This window comes from Exiguobacterium sp. PvP048 (assembly GCF_040549175.1).
Taxonomy (GTDB): domain Bacteria; phylum Bacillota; class Bacilli; order Exiguobacteriales; family Exiguobacteriaceae; genus Exiguobacterium_A; species Exiguobacterium_A artemiae.
Window position 1 is genome coordinate 247084 of the sequence record NZ_JBEPSU010000003.1, and the last position, 18722, is coordinate 265805.

Annotated in this window: 20 protein-coding genes; 11 read left to right on the forward strand and 9 right to left on the reverse strand. The window is 45.0% G+C overall.

Going from position 1 to position 18722, the window contains the following annotated elements; translation table 11 throughout:
• Positions 1-41: 41 nt before the first annotated feature.
• The 3 genes from ABIC15_RS09085 to ABIC15_RS09095 all read right to left on the reverse strand — a co-directional run bounded on the left by ABIC15_RS09085 (position 42) and on the right by ABIC15_RS09095 (position 2626).
• Positions 42-995 carry a LysR family transcriptional regulator gene (locus ABIC15_RS09085; protein WP_354020525.1) on the reverse strand — a complete coding sequence of 318 codons (954 nt, stop codon included), beginning with the start codon at positions 993-995 and terminating at the stop codon, positions 42-44.
• 14 nt (positions 996-1009) lie between these two features.
• The gene (corA, locus tag ABIC15_RS09090) at positions 1010-1966 is read right to left on the reverse strand and encodes a magnesium/cobalt transporter CorA (RefSeq protein WP_012370547.1); all 957 of its coding nucleotides are present in this window, start codon (positions 1964-1966) and stop codon (positions 1010-1012) included.
• A gap of 111 nt (positions 1967-2077) precedes the next feature.
• Positions 2078-2626, reverse strand: coding sequence for a hypothetical protein (locus tag ABIC15_RS09095; protein WP_012370548.1), 549 nt, complete (start codon positions 2624-2626; stop codon positions 2078-2080).
• A 270-nt stretch (positions 2627-2896) separates the two neighbouring features.
• On the opposite strand from ABIC15_RS09095, the gene ABIC15_RS09100 reads away from it, so the two are divergent.
• Both ABIC15_RS09100 and ABIC15_RS09105 read left to right on the forward strand, forming a co-directional pair.
• Positions 2897-3997: an NAD(P)/FAD-dependent oxidoreductase gene (locus tag ABIC15_RS09100; RefSeq protein WP_354020526.1), complete on the forward strand. Its 1101-nt coding sequence runs from the start codon at positions 2897-2899 to the stop codon at positions 3995-3997.
• A 100-nt stretch (positions 3998-4097) separates the two neighbouring features.
• Positions 4098-4436, forward strand: coding sequence for a hypothetical protein (locus ABIC15_RS09105; RefSeq protein ID WP_012370550.1), 339 nt, complete (start codon positions 4098-4100; stop codon positions 4434-4436).
• A gap of 98 nt (positions 4437-4534) precedes the next feature.
• Here the strand turns inward: ABIC15_RS09105 and ABIC15_RS09110 are convergent.
• From ABIC15_RS09110 to ABIC15_RS09130, 5 genes are all read right to left on the reverse strand, one after another.
• Positions 4535-6096, reverse strand: a protein-coding gene (locus ABIC15_RS09110) for an IS3 family transposase (RefSeq protein ID WP_354020527.1) whose coding sequence is annotated in 2 segments (ribosomal slippage) — positions 4535-5466 and positions 5466-6096 — 1563 coding nt in all. Because the reading frame shifts where the segments join, the coding sequence is not laid out codon by codon here.
• Positions 6097-6208: 112 nt separating this feature from the next.
• Positions 6209-7171 (reverse strand): L-histidine N(alpha)-methyltransferase, encoded by a 963-nt coding sequence (gene egtD, locus ABIC15_RS09115; protein WP_354020528.1) that lies wholly within the window; start codon positions 7169-7171, stop codon positions 6209-6211.
• Positions 7172-8431: an ergothioneine biosynthesis protein EgtB gene (gene egtB, locus ABIC15_RS09120; RefSeq protein WP_354020529.1), complete on the reverse strand. Its 1260-nt coding sequence runs from the start codon at positions 8429-8431 to the stop codon at positions 7172-7174.
• A gap of 135 nt (positions 8432-8566) precedes the next feature.
• Positions 8567-9550 carry a GMP reductase gene (guaC, locus tag ABIC15_RS09125; RefSeq protein WP_354020530.1) on the reverse strand — a complete coding sequence of 328 codons (984 nt, stop codon included), beginning with the start codon at positions 9548-9550 and terminating at the stop codon, positions 8567-8569.
• A gap of 253 nt (positions 9551-9803) precedes the next feature.
• The gene (locus ABIC15_RS09130; protein WP_354020531.1) at positions 9804-10346 is read right to left on the reverse strand and encodes a GNAT family N-acetyltransferase; all 543 of its coding nucleotides are present in this window, start codon (positions 10344-10346) and stop codon (positions 9804-9806) included.
• A gap of 156 nt (positions 10347-10502) precedes the next feature.
• On the opposite strand from ABIC15_RS09130, the gene ABIC15_RS09135 reads away from it, so the two are divergent.
• From ABIC15_RS09135 to ABIC15_RS09175, 9 genes are all read left to right on the forward strand, one after another.
• Positions 10503-10757: an RNA polymerase sigma factor gene (locus ABIC15_RS09135; protein ID WP_012370556.1), complete on the forward strand. Its 255-nt coding sequence runs from the start codon at positions 10503-10505 to the stop codon at positions 10755-10757.
• Positions 10758-11041: 284 nt separating this feature from the next.
• Entirely contained in the window at positions 11042-11242 is a 201-nt protein-coding gene (locus tag ABIC15_RS09140; protein WP_012370557.1) for a cold-shock protein, read from the forward strand.
• A gap of 377 nt (positions 11243-11619) precedes the next feature.
• Positions 11620-11820 carry a cold-shock protein gene (locus ABIC15_RS09145; RefSeq protein ID WP_012370558.1) on the forward strand — a complete coding sequence of 67 codons (201 nt, stop codon included), beginning with the start codon at positions 11620-11622 and terminating at the stop codon, positions 11818-11820.
• Positions 11821-12022: 202 nt separating this feature from the next.
• Positions 12023-12223, forward strand: coding sequence for a cold-shock protein (locus tag ABIC15_RS09150; RefSeq protein ID WP_012370557.1), 201 nt, complete (start codon positions 12023-12025; stop codon positions 12221-12223).
• 202 nt (positions 12224-12425) lie between these two features.
• Entirely contained in the window at positions 12426-12626 is a 201-nt protein-coding gene (locus tag ABIC15_RS09155) for a cold-shock protein (RefSeq protein WP_012370558.1), read from the forward strand.
• A gap of 88 nt (positions 12627-12714) precedes the next feature.
• The gene (locus tag ABIC15_RS09160) at positions 12715-13101 is read left to right on the forward strand and encodes a nuclear transport factor 2 family protein (protein WP_012370559.1); all 387 of its coding nucleotides are present in this window, start codon (positions 12715-12717) and stop codon (positions 13099-13101) included.
• A 194-nt stretch (positions 13102-13295) separates the two neighbouring features.
• On the forward strand, positions 13296-14360 hold the full coding sequence (serC, locus tag ABIC15_RS09165; protein ID WP_012370560.1) for a 3-phosphoserine/phosphohydroxythreonine transaminase: 1065 nt from the start codon (positions 13296-13298) through the stop codon (positions 14358-14360).
• Positions 14361-15518 (forward strand): phosphoglycerate dehydrogenase, encoded by a 1158-nt coding sequence (locus ABIC15_RS09170; protein ID WP_012370561.1) that lies wholly within the window; start codon positions 14361-14363, stop codon positions 15516-15518.
• A 12-nt stretch (positions 15519-15530) separates the two neighbouring features.
• The gene (locus ABIC15_RS09175) at positions 15531-16733 is read left to right on the forward strand and encodes a DUF1015 domain-containing protein (protein ID WP_354020532.1); all 1203 of its coding nucleotides are present in this window, start codon (positions 15531-15533) and stop codon (positions 16731-16733) included.
• Positions 16734-16799: 66 nt separating this feature from the next.
• Here ABIC15_RS09175 and ABIC15_RS09180 read toward each other — a convergent pair whose 3' ends face one another.
• Positions 16800-18584 (reverse strand): glycoside hydrolase family 13 protein, encoded by a 1785-nt coding sequence (locus ABIC15_RS09180; RefSeq protein WP_354020533.1) that lies wholly within the window; start codon positions 18582-18584, stop codon positions 16800-16802.
• Positions 18585-18722: the final 138 nt, after the last annotated feature.

Here is an 18722-nt window from a genome sequence, read left to right on the forward strand (position 1 = left end):
TCCCGTAGGCGGTACACAAAGAACCCGGATCAGCTGCTCTTCTACAGAAGATGCGGCTGGTCCGGGTTCTTTTTAGCGTCTGCTGTGCGATCAGACGGATGCGGCCAATACGATTTGAAATAATGCAGTACATAGTCTTCGACGTGGCGCACAAGCGGACGCTGCTCGACTACCGACAAACGGTTTAACGAGACGTCCCATAACATCGGCGGGTCAAACGGTAAGATACGGATATCATCGGCATGATGAAACCGGAGAATCGGTTCCGGCAAAATCGACACAACGTCGAGTTCTTGCACCATCCCGATCAATAAATCCCAGGCATCGGACGTAAAAAAGATCTGTGGTTCGACCTGTACATGGCGGAACTGGGATAAAATTTGATGATGCAACATAAAACTGTCATTGAGGATGACGAGTGGTTCCTCTGCCAAATCACGATAAGACACGCTTTCAGATTCGCTTAACGGATGGCTCGGTCTGACCGCGACGACGACTTCATCTTCAATCAACCGATGCCGTTCGATTCCGTATGTCTCCCCCGGTTCAATTAAAATCGCCAGATCCAATTCTTCAAGCAGCAGCCGGCGTTTCAATTCAAATGCCCCTTCTTCGATGATTTCCAACTCGATACCGGGATGTTCCGCCATCAATTTCGGAATCAGTTGCGAAAAGAGAACGGGCAGAATGACCGGCGGAATCCCGAGCCGGACTTTCCCGCGTAGGACACGCGACCGCTCGTGCAGGTGTTCCATCATTTGTTGATGTCCGTGCAGGACACTGAGGGCATCCTCATAAAATTGTTGTCCGGCGTCTGTCAGACCGGTCAGTCGTCCATGGTGCCGCAAAAACAATTCCACTTGTTCCAATTCTTCAAATTCTCGCACCAGTTGACTGAGCGCCGGTTGCGAAATATGCAGATGTTTGGATGCCCGCGTTAAATTATACGCATGGTCTACGATCGTCGTAAAAAACGTCAATTGCCGGATATCCACCGGACTCCCCCCTCTTACTCATCAAACCAATGATTTTTTCTAAAGTACACAATCATCCCCAACGCAATGACTGCCATCCCCCCGAGTGTAAAGAAATAACCAAAACGTGTCGTCAGTTCCGGCATATGTTCAAAGTTCATCCCATAGATGCCGGCAATGAACGTTAACGGCATGAAGATGGTTGTAAAAATCGTTAACGTTTTCATGATATTATTCATCCGGTACGAGTTGAGGGAAATGAAATTATCCCGGAATTCGGACGTCATTTCCCGGTTATACTCAATCATTTCGTTTAGTTTGAGCAGATGATCGTAAATATCCTGGAAAAATGCTTTTTTATTGGCATGAATCGCAAGCCGACGGGATTCAACGACCCGGTATAACAAATCCCGCATCGGTAAGAGCGTTCGGGCAACAACTAATAAATCGGACCGAATCTCAAATATCTCTTCCATGATCCGTTTATCATTCCCACGCTGTTCATACCGCCCTTCCAGTGCAAAAATCTTGTCTTCCAACGCATGAACGATCGGAAAATAACCATCGACGATTTTATCCATGATTTTATGTACAATTTCAATGGTCCAATGCTCGGAATCATCATGTAGACGCTGGAAAGCTTGGAACACTACGTCAATTTCACTTGACGGCTGCTCGTGGTAGGACACCACATAGTTCTCATTGACAAACAGGTTGATTTCTTTTCCTTTCAATGACTCCGTATCCAGGGCATGGAGCACAAAAAAACTGTATCCGTCGTAATATTCCAGCTTCGGACGTTGTAAGTATTGAAAACAGTCTTCGAGGGCCAGCGGATGAAAATCAAAGACGGAAATCAACTGTTGTTTTTCTTGCTCCGTCGGCTGATTGAAATCAACGAAATACCATTTGATGTCAGGTGCGTGAATACGACCCAAGCCATCGTCCATTACAACTTGATGATCCGTCGTCACCAAAAGACAGCGTATCATGAACATTCACCTTCTTTTCGTCACGGTTTGTGTAATCAGTATCGCAAACAATCTGTTCGATTTCCATAAAAAAAAGACTGCAGGTTTTATCAAGCCCTACAGTCCCTTCCTTTATCCTCGTTCGAAGTAAAAGCCACTCCAGTAGACATGACGATACGTAAATTCTTTACCGCTTTTAGTCGTCACAAGCATTTCATCTTCCGAAACGACAGCAATCTTAACCGGTGTTTCCCCGTGATCCGTCAAGAAGTTTAGAATCTCTAGATGACGATTCAACCACAACCGGCGACGGAACCAGCGGAACCGACTAAACGCAGCTGTAAAGTGTAGGATCGATAACAGCATGATGATCATACCGAACGGTAACGGTATATCAAACAGCGCGATTAAATAAAAGTCCGCAACGATTAAAAAGACGGATAACCCCATCTCGGTCATTTCCATAAAGGAAGCTTTATACGTTGCAAAATACGTCATGACACGAAATAAAACAATGACCGTCAAATATGGTACAAAATAAAGACGAAAAATGTTGTCCGACCCACTATTGACATACATGAGCAAGGGCAGGAAGAAGAGCAACTTCCAAATTAGGATGGCGGAATAAAACAAAGTGTGATCCGTGTAGCGTTTGCGTACGATGGCGCGACTAATGTTCATTGCCTTCCCCTCCTTCAGTGATGACTACATGTTCGAGTCGATGATGTCGGGTTCTGATGCCTATAAGGGTATGTTTCCTCATTGAAGCGTTTCTAATCGTATATTTCGTGTGAAATATCGGTTTATATTCAGTATACGAAATATTTTGATAAAAAGTTTTACTTTCCCATCATTCCCCATATTTATAATGTGCTGCCTCATCAAAATTTGTCGATTTTGATTTTTTTCTTTACACTTGATAAAGATCACTTTGGAAATGAGATGAAAAACATGTACAGCCACATCATTGTCGGTGCCGGAATCCTCGGAACATCGACCGCTTATCATTTAGCAAAACAAGGAGCGAATGTCCTCCTCGTCGACCGGAAAGAAGCCGGACGTGCCACACATGTCGCAGCCGGTATCATCTGTCCCTGGATGACACAGCGACGAAATAAAGCCTGGTACCGCCTCGCCAATAACGGAGCCCATTACTACGATAAGTTGATCCCGGAACTGGAGGCGCTCGGCGAAACAACGACAGGCTATCAAAAAGTCGGAACCATCGCCTTGCATGAAACATCAAAAATCGAAAAAATGCAGATGATTGCGGAAAATCGTTTCCCGGAAGCACCGGCCATTCAACGCATCGAACGATTGACGGCTGATCAGGTCCGGTCGATGTTTCCTTTGATTGAGTCCGTCGAAGATGCTCTGTTCGTCTCAGGAGGCGCCCGTGTCGACGGTCGTGCCTTACGGGCTGCCATGGAACGCGGAGCGATCAAACACGCGGCTACCGTCCTTGAAGCGGACGCCTCGCTGGTCGTCGTCGACGGTCACGTTCAAGGGGTTCAAATCGGTCAGGACATCCACTATGCCGACCAGGTCATCTTGACTGCAGGTGTCTGGGTCAACGAGTTACTTGAACCGTTGCAAACAAAGCTTGATATTCGAGCCGAAAAAGGACAGATTCTTCATTTGGATATCTCGAATGACCAGTCGAAAGAATGGCCCGTCATCATGGGACAGCGCGGTTTATATCTCGTCTCGATCGAGGACGGCAAACTCGCCCTCGGTTCGACACATGAAAAACAACTCGATTATAACCTTCAGCCGACCGTCAAAGGCATGTACGCCTTGTTGACTCGCGCCATTCCCGTGGCACCGGCACTCGAAGAAGCCAACATTAATGAGATGCGTGTTGGTCTCCGCCCGTATACAAGTAATTCCTTACCTGTCATCGGCAGGCTGGCGAATCATCCGAATGTTTTAATCGCTAACGGTCTCGGAGCCTCCGGCCTAACGATTGGTCCGTATCTCGGTCAAGAGTTGGCGAAACTGGCACTCGATCAGGAGTTAGAAATTGATTTGAACGATTATCTTTTACAGTAACCTGTTCACGGTTTACGTATTATCATCTGTATAGTAGATATACCCTTTACAAAACAAGAACAAACGTTCTTTTAATTTGACTTATGAAGGAGTTCTGGATGTGCATCCGATAAAAGCTATGGTGACCCTTAAACAATTTGAAGCGTTGGACATTCGTGTCGGCACTATCCGTTCCCTCAGCTTTTCAGACACTCAAGCAGACTTTTTAGTTCTGTCGGTTGTGTTTGAAGATTTTCAGCAATCCGTCTTTCTGGATTGGAAAGAAACACGGTTCGAGTATGAAGAAATCATCGGGAAACAAGCTTTGATCCTGCTCAACGTTCCCGGCATCGTCGCCGGTACGACCGGTCGTGTATTGGAACTCGGGACACGGGATCATCTGATGCCGGTACTCGCCTGTCCGGAACATCCGATCCCTGACGGCAGTCGCTTAAGTTAACACTGTCTGAACCTCCGGTCTGACTTAAAAAAGAAGGAATCGCCATCAAAGATTGAACTGCTCCCCGTCAAGTAGACAGGATAAATAATAAAAATCTTTTAAACGGCTTGAGCTCTGTATTCTAATGGAGCCAAGCCGTTTAATCGTTGTTGATACCGTTCTTCATTGTAGAAATGAATATACTTCTGGATTGCAAGTTGGAGTTCGTCGAACTCCGTAAACTTATGTAGATAATAACTTTCGCACTTCAACGCTCCCCAAAAGGACTCCATCGGACCGTTATCAATACATTTACCAACCCGAGACATACTTTGTGTGATACCCGCCACGCGTGTCATGTGACGAAACGTATGCGAAGTATATTGAAATCCTCGATCACTATGAAGTAAGGGACGGCTTCCGGGTGCGCCTTTCAAGGCGAGTTCGAGTGTATCGAACACGAGCTGATTATTGTTTGAGTGCCCAAGAACGAAGGCACGGATAGATCCATCATGTAGGTCTAGAATAGCGCTCAAATACGCCTTCTGAGAGGCGCCATACTTCAATTCCGTGACATCCGTTACCCATTTTTGATTCGGTCCTGCCGCGTTGAAATCACGGTTCAGAATGTTCTCTGCGGTCTGTTGAGGACGATTACGAATGTACAAAGGACGTTTCCGGCGTATGACGCAATGAATACGAGCGACATGCATCAGACGACGGACACGCTTCGCGTTAACGTTTCTTCCGAAACGGCGTTTTAAGTTTAATGTCATTCGTCGATAGCCATAGATTCCGTTCACCGCAAGGTGAATCTCGTTCATCTCTTCGGTGATTTTCATGTTCTCCGTCTCACGTGCTTTCGGCATATCTATCCGACGTAACCACTTGTAGTAGGCAGCGCGCGAGACACTAGCGAGGTGGCATAGGGCAATGATTGGATAACCAAATTGCTCTACCGATGATTGGATGGCTTCATATTTATCTTGAAGTCGAATTTGATTTAACGTGACTTCCTCTCGATCTCCTCTAACTTTTTTAAGAAATCGTTCTCCATACGTAGACGCTCATTTTCTCGCTCGAGTCGTTTCAGCTCCAGCGCGAAACGTTCTGTATCCGTCAATTCTTCTACTAGCTTCTGACGACCGCGACGGTCTATCAGTGAGTCGATTCCATCCTTCTCGAACTTTCTTACCCAACTATAGATTTGTTGGTACGAGACCCGATGGGTCTCCATGATGCGTTGATAGTCTTTTCCGTTTTGTATACAGTCCATAACTGCCTGGACACGCTCTTCGAATGTAGTGGTTCTACCTCTAGTCATAATGGATCGCTCCTTCAATGGTTTCCCTTGAGTACTATGACTAGTATACTTCTCGATCCACTTCGCAAGTACGCTTATGTTCGAAATATCAAACCGTACCGAAGCGCTAGTGAGCGATTCTTCTTGGTCGAGTACTGCGCGCACAGCTTTCATCTTTAGGTCTTCGGGATAGCTGGTCCACTTTGATCGACTCCGAAGTGCGGAGGGACCGCCCGTACGATATTTTGCTCTCCATCTATTCAAGGTTGTGACTGAAAGCTCGAAGAGCGAGGCGATCGACTTGATTGAGTCGATTCCGTCCTCACACATCTGAATGATGTGTAGTTTTTGATCCATCGAAAATCTAGATGTAGCCATAGAAAAAGCTCCCTTCAAAGTAGACAGTTTTTGTTATTTCAACTGTCTACTTTTTGGGGAGCATATCAGATGCGCAATTCCCTCTTTTTTCGTTTACGAACGGAAAGATAAGTCAGACCCGTGTTTTTTCCAAGTAGTGCACGCTGAAATGATGCTGCGGATCCGTGAAACATCTGATTGGTGTAAATCCGTTTTGCTTGGCCAACCATTGAAACTCTTCCTGACTGTACTTATAAGAATTTTCCGTATGAATTGTTTCGTCCTTTTTAAAGGTAAACCGCTGATCGGCAATCGTGACGATTTGATCGATTCGACTTTTCAGATGCATTTCAATCCGTCCCTGCTGTTCATTATAAAAAGCGACATGCTCGAATAGGTCGACGTCAAACGTTCCATTGAGCGATCCGTTGATATGCCGTAAAATGTTTAAGTTAAACTGAGCCGTGATGCCTGCTTGATCGTTATAAGCCGCATGAAGCACACTGGCTTCTTTTTTTGTATCAATTCCAATCAGGAAGCCGTCTCCCTTCTCCAGTAATTGACTGGACTGTTGTAAAAAGTCGGCTGCTTCCTGCGGATGGAAGTTCCCGATGGTCGAACCGGGAAAGAAAATTACCTTTTTCTGTTTTTCCTCGACGGGTAGAAGTAAAGGCGCGGAATAATCGCCGCAAACCGCTTTAATCCGGAGTGACGGATAATCTTTCGACAATTGATGCGCGGATTGAATTAAAAAATCTTTGGAAATATCAATCGGCATATATTGTTCCAACTGATGAAGGGAGCTGAGTAAACTTTTGATTTTACGGCTGCTGCCGCTCCCATACTCAATCAAGGTATGAACGGGTCCGATACAATCTGCGATAGCGGATTGGTACTCGGATAAAATGTCGATTTCCGTCCGTGTCAAATAATACTCCGGCTGTTGTGTAATCTGTTCGAACAATTCGGAACCGGTTTGGTCATAAAAATATTTTGCCTGCAATACCTTTTGAGGTTGTGCCAAACCGTGCAACACTTCCTGCAGCATGTTCTGCTGATCCGTATACATATCAAAACTTTCGACCCGTTGCCGCATTTAAAGATCACCCGCCAATCGGAAGCCGCTGAACTGCCAACGTTTATCCGGCGGGAAAAAGTTCCGGTACGTCGCTCGGATATGGTCACCCGGGGTCACACATGCTCCGCCGCGAAGAACCATTTGGTTACACATGAACTTGGCATTGTATTCTCCGAGCGCGCGGCTCTTCGGATACGGGGCATAGGCGCTTGCCGTCCACTCCCAGACGTCACCAAACATACCGTGTATCGCGTGGTCCGTATCCGAAACCGAACGCGGATGAAAGGATCCCTGTTCCATGAAGTTTCCTTGTTGAGCGACTTGCCGTCCGACATATTCCCATTCGGTTTCTGTCGGCAGACGTTTACCGCACCATCGGCTGTATGCATCTGCTTCATAAAAACTGACATGGCATACCGGTTCATCCCATTGCAACGGTTCAACACCGTTTAAGGTAAAGATCGACCAGTCTTCCTGTTGATCTTTCATCCAGTACAGAGGTGCCTTCCATTGTTGTTGCTTGACGACTTGGAAACCGTCCGACAGCCAATATTCGGACTGTTCATATCCTCCCGCCTCGATGAAGGCTAAAAACTCACGATTGGTGACGGGGCGTGTCCCCAATTCAAAGGGTTCGAGCCAGACTTTATGCACCGGACTTTCATTATCAAAAGCAAATCCGCGACCGTCATGACCGATTTCAACGAGTCCACCCTCAAATCGTGTAAACTCAAGTGACAGAGAATGATCAGTTTCAGTACGCTCGACTTGTCGCGTCTGATAAGCCGGTAACAACGGATTGGTAAAGAAATTGTATTTTACATCCATCAGAATCAACTCTTGATGCTGCTGTTCATGTTGCAACCCCATTTCAATCAATTGCTCGATTTTCTGTTGAAGCGATGTGTCCCGTTCTTCCTGTAAAAATGTCAGGACAGCCTGATCGACGTGTTTACGATAAGCAATGACATCCTTAACTGTCGGACGGGACAACATACCCCGCTGGTGACGGGGTTGATAAGGACCAATTGAATTATAGTATGAGTTAAATAAATAGTTATATGCGGGATGAAACACTTGATACGTATCAGCATATTCTTGAAGAATCATTCGTTCAAAGAACCAAGTCGTATGGGCAATATGCCATTTTGGCGGACTGACGTCAGAACTTGCCTGAATCACAAAATCCTCTTGCTCTAACGGTTCAATCAACGTAAGTGTCTGGTTCCTGACTGTATAAAATTTGTCTGCTAAGTAGGTTGTTGTTTCCTGACTCAACGCCTTCACTCCCTTTACTATGAAATATTCTGAAAATATACACTATTATCTTTACCGCGTATCAGTCAAAGTAAGCGCTCTCATAAATATAAAAAAATCGGAACAAGACCTTGGATAGGCCTTACTCCGATCTCTTTAGTAAACTTTATCACCATTAAAGATTGAATTTTTAACCACTACATAATCAACTGTTCGAATGGCTTGCAATTTATTACCGCCGGCATATGAAATCGCCGATTGTAAATCTTGTTCCATCTCAGTTAACGTATCAGATAAACTGCCTTTAAATTTAACGAACATTTTTTTACCTTCAACGTTTTTCTTTTCACCTTTTTGAAATTCCGAAGCCGAACCAAAATATTCTTTCACTTGAAGACCGTCAACTTCCTGCATTTCACCCGGTGACTCTTCGTGTCCGGCAAATAAGGAACCGATCATCACCATCGTTGCCCCGAACCGGACTGATTTGGCAATATCTCCATGTGTCCGGATTCCACCATCTGCGATGATTGGTTTGCTGGCGGCCTTTGCACACCATCTTAATGCGGCTAATTGCCAGCCGCCGGTACCGAAACCTGTTTTGATTTTCGTAATACAGACTTTCCCCGGTCCGATCCCGACTTTTGTAGCGTCTGCGCCGGCATGTTCCAGTTCGCGGACCGCTTCCGGAGTACCGACATTACCTGCGATGACAAAACTTTCCGGTAGTATTTGTTTGATATGTTGAATCATCCGGATGACTGCTTCTGAGTGTCCGTGGGCAATATCAATCGTGATATATTCCGGTGTCAATCCTTCTTGCGCCAACGTTTCGATGAACGTATATTCTTCTGTTTTCACACCGACACTGATCGAAGCAATCAATCCCCGCTGTTGCATCTCGCGAACGAAGTTCAGTCGCGTTTCCGGCTCGAACCGGTGCATGATATAAAAATAGCCGTTTTCAGCCAGAAAAGTTGCGATTTTTTCATCGATGATCGTTTGCATATTGGCTGGAACGACAGGTAATTTAAAGCGTCGTCCTCCAAATTCAACCGTCGTATCACACTCTGAACGACTTCCGACGATCGATTTAGCTGGAATCAATTGAATATCTTCATAATCAAATACTACATCCATCATTAACACCCCAAATAACGAATATTTTTTATAAATAGTTTCTTAATGTTCGGACTATAATACTATAACGAACGATTAAAGGTTTGTCAAAAATATTTTGCTAAAAAACATACTTTTTACGTTTAATTTTATTTAATGTTCGTCTTTTAAATCAAAAAAACCCTCAGAGAACAATTTCAGAGGAATTTTTTATAAAAATAGAATCTACTCCTTTTTTTCAACATGTTCAGAAAAAAGCTTAACCGATATTGGTTCAATCGAATAGAAATTCTTCTTTCAACAATGCAAATAAAATAAAATCTTCACATGCTCCGTTAATATACAAACTTTTTTTAGCAAGGCCTTCTCTTCTGAACCCTACTTTTTCCAACACACGGATGGAACCAATATTTTCCGGCATGACCTCTGCCCGCAACCGGTGAAACTGATGCGTCTCGAACAAAATTCTTGCGGCTTGCCGGACCGCTTCTGCCATGATCCCTTTCCCGTTATGTTCCCGGTCCAATTGGTATCCGATCATACAGGTCTCTGCCGGAAACCGTTCGACGAATACAGCAGATACATCACCGATCAGTTGATTGTTTTCCGTTAAAAACACTCCAAAGGCATACGAGCGGTCCGACAAGCTGTTTTCCATCATCTGTTCGATTCGTTCTTGTTGTTTTGTCAACGTGTAAGCATTTGCTTGCGGTTTCACCGGCATCCAGTATTCAAAATGTAATTGATTTTTTACGTTTAACTCGAGCAGCTGTTTTGCATCAGACAGCTGGTACGGGCGAAGAAAAATAGTTCCCATGATTAATTTCCTCCATTAAAAAATAGTATGAATTCATAATTCTTCAACTTTAGACAGTTAAAGCGTTTGACAATTCGTTTTTCGGGAAAAATATAAAACCTGAATAAGTAACAAAGTGTTTACAGAGGGGATGTAAACCATGAAAAGGAGGAGAGCATGCGTACAGATACAGAATTATTCAAACAAATCGAATTAAAAAATAAGCAAGCTCTCGAAGCGTTGTACGACCGTTACGAGAAATCCTTATACTTATTCCTTACACGTATGTTAAATGACGAAAACAGAGTCCAACTTACTTTAAGACAAATCTTTCAGGATGTCTGGACAAGTCCTAATCAATACCCATCCATTCACGGTTATTTGATCAAAGCCGTGAAACAAGTTCGATCGCAACGCGAACCGATTCATTAATTCTTCTTTTTACGATGTATTTCTTCTATAGAAGAAGATGATTGATGTTATAGATATTCGAAAAATTTAAATTAATCCCTTTATCTTTTAAAGATCAGTTTGATAATTTTAGGGAGAACTTCTACTTTTTTTGTTTATTACTTCCTTTTTCTATTTAGTTATGGTACACTATAATCAATTATTGTTGTTCGGTGGAGATGCAAAGTTTACACTTTCGACTCGATGAAATTGATCACAGTAGTAATAATTTAGTGTGACTTAGTCATACGCAGGAGGCAACACACATGGAACAAGGTAAAGTAAAATGGTTTAACGCAGAAAAAGGTTTTGGCTTCATCGAACGTGAAAGCGGCGACGACGTTTTCGTTCACTTCTCAGCTATCCAAACAGACGGTTTCAAATCACTTGACGAAGGTCAAGAAGTTTCGTTTGAAGTTGAAGAAGGCCAACGCGGACCGCAAGCAACTAACGTTACTAAACTTTAATTTTCTTAGAGGATTCGCTGATGCGGATCCTCTTTTTTTTATCAAAATTTGACGAGAATACTCCCACTTTTTAACATTCAGGCCGAAGTCCTCGTGCGAGTGGGAGTATTCTCGTCTTCGGGCAAAGCGTGTCTTGCGACACGTCAATTTTCGACCGCTCGGTTGGATAACTCAGGAATCTACTACCTCTTAATGAAGCGTATGTAGAGTTAATTCAATCTTTTTTGCCTATCCCTATCTTTTTATATCTCGTCATGGTATATTATGAACAATTATTGTTGTTCGGTGGAGATATGAAGGTTACACTTTTGACTCGATGAAATTGATCACGGTAGTAATAATCAGTGTGACTTAGTCATACGCAGGAGGCAACACACATGGAACAAGGTACAGTAAAATGGTTTAACGCAGAAAAAGGTTTTGGCTTCATCGAACGTGAAAACGGCGACGACGTTTTCGTTCACTTCTCAGCTATTCAAACAGACGGTTTCAAATCACTTGACGAAGGTCAAGAAGTTTCGTTTGAAGTTGAAGAAGGTCAACGCGGACCACAAGCAACTAACGTTACTAAACTTTAATTTTCCTGAGAGGAAGCGCAGCCGCGTTTCCTCTTTTTTTAATTCTTTTCAATCTCCCCTATCTTTTTCAAACCGGACATGGTATATTATTAAGTAATTATTGTTGTTCGGTGGAGATACAAAGGTTACACTTTTGACTCGATGAAATTGATCACGGTAGTAATAATCAGTATGACTCAGTCATACGCAGGAGGCAACACACATGGAACAAGGTAAAGTGAAATGGTTTAACGCAGAAAAAGGTTTTGGCTTCATCGAACGTGAAAGCGGCGACGACGTTTTCGTTCACTTCTCAGCTATTCAAACAGACGGTTTCAAATCACTTGACGAAGGTCAAGAAGTTTCGTTTGAAGTTGAAGAAGGCCAACGTGGACCACAAGCAACTAACGTTACTAAACTTTAATTTTCCTGAGAGGAAGCGCAGCCGCGTTTCCTCTTTTTTTAATTTTTTTCAATCTCCCCTATCTTTTTCAAACCGGACATGGTATATTATTAAGTAATTATTGTTGTTCGGTGGAGATACAAAGGTTACACTTTTGACTCGATGAAATTGATCACGGTAGTAATAATCAGTATGACTCAGTCATACGCAGGAGGCAACACACATGGAACAAGGTACAGTAAAATGGTTTAACGCAGAAAAAGGTTTTGGCTTCATCGAACGTGAAAACGGCGACGACGTTTTCGTTCACTTCTCAGCTATTCAAACAGACGGTTTCAAATCACTTGACGAAGGTCAAGAAGTTTCGTTTGAAGTTGAAGAAGGCCAACGCGGACCACAAGCAACTAACGTTACTAAACTTTAATTTTCCAAGACTCTGCTGTTGCAGGGTCTTTTTTGTTTGATTTTTCTTTGAACTGACTGTTCATTCTAAGACCGAAAGGATGATATTCATGGAACCATCAGCTAAACACCTTCAACTGCAAACACTCTTGAGCGAACGACATGCTTATTTGATGGAAGGAAACCGAGAAGCGATGCATCAGCTGCTTTCAAGTGATTTCTCATTCATTGACGGTCAGGGACGGCAGTTTGATGCTGAGACGTATCTCGATCATTATGTCGATCCGGACCAAATTCAATGGAGTAATCAAATCAGTGAATCGATGGTGGTTGAAGTCTTCGAGACGACGGCTCTCGTCCAGGAAATCGTCGAAGATCATTTTTCATACGGTCGTAGCATGTACATCGGCCGTTTCCGAAGTGTTTCACTTTATCACTGGGCAAACGAAGGATGGAAATGGCATTTTCACCAGCTGACACCTCTTGATCCTTCTTAAGAACAATAAGCTGTACGGATTTCCCGATCGGACCAGTCACTCTTCAGGAGGGTTGGTCTTTTTTAATGCACGGATTGATTCGCCCTCCTCTTTCAGAAACTTCATCATACTCGAAATGAAGTTTGATAAACTGTTTTCATTCCGTTACACTTTAGTTGTGAATATTTTCTGAAAATTATTGGAGGCGGAATGCGATGACTGTATTTAACTTTTCAGCCGGTCCGGCAGTCCTACCGGTACCGGTCTTACTTAAAGCTCAATCCGAGCTTCTGAATTATCAAGGATCTGGACAGTCTGTTTTAGAATTGAGTCATCGTTCCGGCTTATTTGAACATATCATCGAGGAGACAGAGTCTCTGCTTCGGGAGCTTCTCCAAATTCCGGATCATTACCGTGTCTTGTTTTTACAAGGCGGTGCAACCCTTCAATTTTCTATGTTACCGCTTAATTTAGCGACTGTCCGTCAGCGTGTCGACTTTATCGATACCGGAAGTTGGTCACAAAAAGCGATGCAGGATGCCGAGGCTTTTATTCAGACCAATATCGTTGCTTCCTCAAAAGCGGACCGCTATCGTTCGATCCCGACCGATACAATCCGTTCTGACGCCGATTACCTCCATATCACCTGGAATAATACACTCGAAGGAACCACGTTTACTTCGGTTCCAACAGTCGATGTCCCGTTAGTGGCAGATTTCTCCTCCTCCATCTTGTCGGAACCGATTGATGTCAGTCAGTTTGACGTGATATATGCCGGGGCTCAAAAAAATCTGGGATCGGCCGGTATGACGCTTGTCATCATAAAGGAGGATCTGTTACAACGAACACCGGACCGTTTAGGATCCTATTTACGGTACGATACGCATGCTACTCATCATTCTTTATACAATACACCACCCACATACAGCATCTATTTGACGAAACTGGTCCTCGAATGGATTAAAGAGCAGGGATTCGACACAATCGTCGAGCGTAACCGCAAGCAGGCCGCTTCCCTGTATGCTTATTTGGACCAATCTACCTTATTCTCAAATCCTGTTGCTATACAGGATCGAAGCCGAATGAATATTCCTTTTACGACCAGTGAAACAGAGTTAGATGAACAATTCCTGCAATTTGCAGAACGTCATCAGCTCGTGAATTTAAAAGGACATCGTTCTGTCGGAGGAATGCGTGCCAGTCTGTATAACGCGATGCCAACGGCGGGCGTCGATGCCCTGATTGCCGTATTAGAACGATTCGAACAGGGGGAACGGTAAATGCATCATGTACAACTATGGAATGACGTGTCTGAAAAAGGGTTAAAACGCTTCACCGACCACTATGTCGTCAAACAAGACATCGAGGCCGCGGACGCTTTTCTCGTCCGCAGCAAAGATTTACACGGCATGAAGTTCCCGCCTTCCTTAAAAGCGGTCGCCCGCGCCGGTGTCGGCGTCAACAACATCCCGCTCGACCAATTGGCGAATCGGGGAATTCCGGTTTTCTCAACCCCCGGCGCAAATGCCAACGCTGTGAAAGAGCTGGTCATCGCAAGCTTATTCCTGACTGCCCGGAAATTAATCCCCAGTATCTTATGGACCAACAACCTGCGTGGACCGGACATCCCGGAACGGATTGAAGCGAACAAAAAACAATTTGCCGGCACAGAGTTACTCGGAAAACGGATCGGTATCGTCGGACTCGGTGCGATTGGGGCCAGCTTAGCGAATACACTGCACGAACTCGGGATGACGGTTTCCGGATACGATCCGCATATGTCCGTCGAATCTGCATGGCGCGTCTCGAATCAGGTTCACCGCGTGACCAATCTTGAAGAATTGCTCACGACAAGTGATTACATTACACTCCACTTGCCGTTGATTGATTCCACCCAACATCTGCTCGATGAACGGTTACTCGGAAAAGTCAAACAAGGAGCAACATTACTCAATTTTTCACGTGGTGAATTAATTGACGAACAGGCTTTGGCAACGGTGTTGAAATCAGGGCGGTTATCTAACTATGTCACTGATTTTCCGAATGCTTTCATTCTTTCTCTTCCTCGTGTCATTCCACTGCCGCATATCGGCGCGTCAACGGCGGAAGCAGAAGAAAATTGTGCCATCATGGCTGTCGATCAATTGAAGCTGTTCCTTGAGACCGGCAACATCCGGAACGCGGTGAACTTCCCATCGGTCGAATTACCGTATGCCGGTAAACGTCGCCTGACAATCGCCCATCAAAATATTCCGAACATGGTCGGTCAAATCGCCTCGGTCCTCGCGACCGAACAAATCAATATTGCCAATATGATCAACGGCAGTAAGGATGGTATCGCCTACACGATCATCGATATCGATAACCATCTGGATGAAACGATTTCACTGGAACAATTAAACGCCATTCCCGGTGTACTGAAAACAAGATTACTTTAAGGAGCGATGACTATGCCTACGTTTGAACCTTTCCATGCCTTGCGACCTGATCCGAAATATGCAGAAGCGTTCTCGTCTCTCCCGTACGATGTCTTCAATCGCGCGGAGGGACGGTTGGAAGTCCGGCGCCGTCCGTTGTCTTTTTTACGAATCGATAAGGCCGAAGTGACATTACCGGACTTGATTGATGATCATGATTCGCGTGTTTATCAGCAAGCAGCCCTTCATTTCAAAGAAGCGATTGAACGCGGGATTCTCCTGACCGATGACGTCGAAAGTTATTATCTCTATCGTCTGACCGACGGGACGCATACGCAGACCGGCTTTGTCGGTTGTGTCTCTGTCGCGGACTATGACCAAGGTATCATTCGGAAACACGAATTCACACGACCGGATAAAGAACGGGACCGCGTCCGTCACGTTCAGTCGCTCGCTGCCCATACCGGTCCGATTTTACTGGCCCATCATCCGGATGATGAACTGAATCGCGTCGTCTCGGAACAGACGAGTCAATCCCCGCTTTATCAATTTACCGCTGAAGACGGGATTGAGCATACTATCTATAAAATTACGGACCGTGATGCGATGATGACGATCGGCAGCCAGTTTGCCCGTCACAATCACCTGTATATTGCTGACGGTCATCATCGGGCTGAAGCCGCTTCACAAGTCGCCCGACTGAATCCTCATGAAGATGCTGGTCTGTTTCTCGCCGTCTCTTTTTCAAGTGATCAATTAAACATTCAAGGCTACCATCGTGTCGTCGAAGATTTATACGGTCAGTCGGTTGATGATTTGCTTGAAAGACTCAGCAGCCGGTTTAACGTGACCGAAGGACGTGCGACGGAAACCAAAAAACACCGTTTCGAAATGTATGTCAAACAAAAATGGTATACACTGGATTACGAGAAAAATCGTGGATCCGTCAAGGAAGATCTCGATGTCGCCATTTTACAGGACGAATTATTGACGCCATTCCTCGGAATTGAAGACCCTCGAACAGATGCACGGATTCAGTTCGTCGGCGGTGTTCGCGGATATGATGGACTCGAGCAACTGGTTGACCAAGGCACGATGGCCGTCGCATTCCACCTTCATCCGACGAGCTTAACCGAATTGATGGCGGTCGCTGACTCCGGTGAAGTCATGCCGCCGAAATCAACCTGGTTTGAACCCAAACTAAGAAGCGGTTTGCTGATTCACCCGTTTTTCTGATCGTTTTTAGACAACAAAACATCCGTTCAAGAAATTAATTTTTCCTGAACGGATGTTTTAGTTTGGTTATGTTGTTTCCACCCAGAGAATTTTTCCGGACAACGGACGTACGGTGACGGTTCCCAAATACCGTTGTCCGTCCATTAAATCAACCGCTGCTTTGTCCAAGTCAAAGCGGATTTCTTCTGAACCATTGTTAAATCCAATCAAATAGGTCGCTTCATCAGACTGACGACGAACGAGGAAACTTGCCGTCTCATCATCCATTTGTTCGAATTGATAGCCGCTCGCGTTGGCGAGAGCGGGGTGCGATTTCCGTAAATCAACCAACTTTGTGATATACGCCAAGAGATCCCTGTCCTGTTCCGCCTGATCCCAGACCATACACTTCCGGTTATCCGGATCCTGACCGCCTGTCATACCGATTTCATCTCCGTAATAGATGACCGGACTTCCCGTGAATGTCAGCAGTGACAGCATCAACAGTTTCATCCGGTCACGGTCCCCATTCGCCCGCGTCAAGGCACGGGGTGTATCATGCGAATCCACCAGATTGAACATCACTTCGTTGACATTCATCGTATTGCTGTTCAGATTCCTGACGATTGCATGACTGAATTCAGACGCCGTACTTTCATTCGTCGCAAAAAATGTTAAGAAAGCTTCCGTCAATCCGTAGTTCATGACCGCATCAAACTGATCGCCGAGCAACCACGGTTGTGAATCTGTCCAACACTCGCCGACAATATAGGCTTCCGGATTCGCTGCCCGGACTTCACGCCGGAACTCACGCCAAAAAGCATGATCCACTTCACTCGCGACATCCAGTCGCCATCCGTCGACGTGGAACTCTTCCACCCAGTAACGCCCAACTTTTAACAAGTACTCTTTTACATCAGGATGCGCCGTATTAAGTTTCGGCATATTCCCTTCAAAGGCAAAAACTTCATAGTTCGGCACTGGTGTCGATTGGACCGGGAACGAGTCCATCATAAACCAATTCGCATACTGCGACTCATTGCCATGCGCAATGACGTCTTGGAAGGCCGGATGATCAACGCTGACGTGATTAAAGACGGCGTCCAGTAAAATCCGAATCCCATTTTGATGGAGCAACTGAATCATTTCCCGGAACGTCTCTTCTGTTCCAAAGGCCGGATCGAGTCGTAAATAATCTAACGTATCGTATTTATGATTCGACGGTGCGACAAAGACCGGACAAAAATAAATTCCGGTAATCCCCAGCTCTTTTAAGTAATCGATATGATCAATCACTCCTTGAAAATCGCCCCCGAAATGATTGTCAAACGCCGGTGCTTCGGCACCCCAGGCGATGGTACCCGGACGATCATTCGTCAAATCCCCGTTCGCGAACCGATCGGGAAAAATTTGATACCAGACGGTGTCTTTGACCCATGACGGCGCATCAAATACATCGACCGCATTCATATATGGGACGGCAAAGTAGTAGCCCGGATGATCGAGCGGTACTTCATCGTACCAGCCGCGTTCCGTATAGACGGCCGATTCACCGTTAGCATGAACGTTAAAGCCGTAGCGGACCCGCTTCTTTGGGGGCCGGATGGCAACGAACCAAAAATCATGTGTCGCATCCGATCCGGCAAACGTCATGTCTGTCGTCTCCGTTTTCCAAAATTTTTCTTTATCCGGATCAAAGTTCCAGTCCCGATCTTCCTCTTTTTCTGCATCCCATTCATAAGGATCCCCGTGGATCAGTTCAATACGGTCCAGGTCCCCTTTGGCTGACATCAAGCGGATATGAACCGCTTCTTGATCGTATGTATAGACATACGGAGACAGGGCCCGGTGAAACACAGCTGCTTTATTCATAAGTCCCTCCCCTTTCATCCTCTTCATTTCATCTTCTTTTACTTCCCGATTTCAGACTGTATGTAAACGTCAATCACGAAAAAACAGCGGATTTGCTATCTTTTCAGTTTAGCAATCAACAGCTTATGCGGTATACTG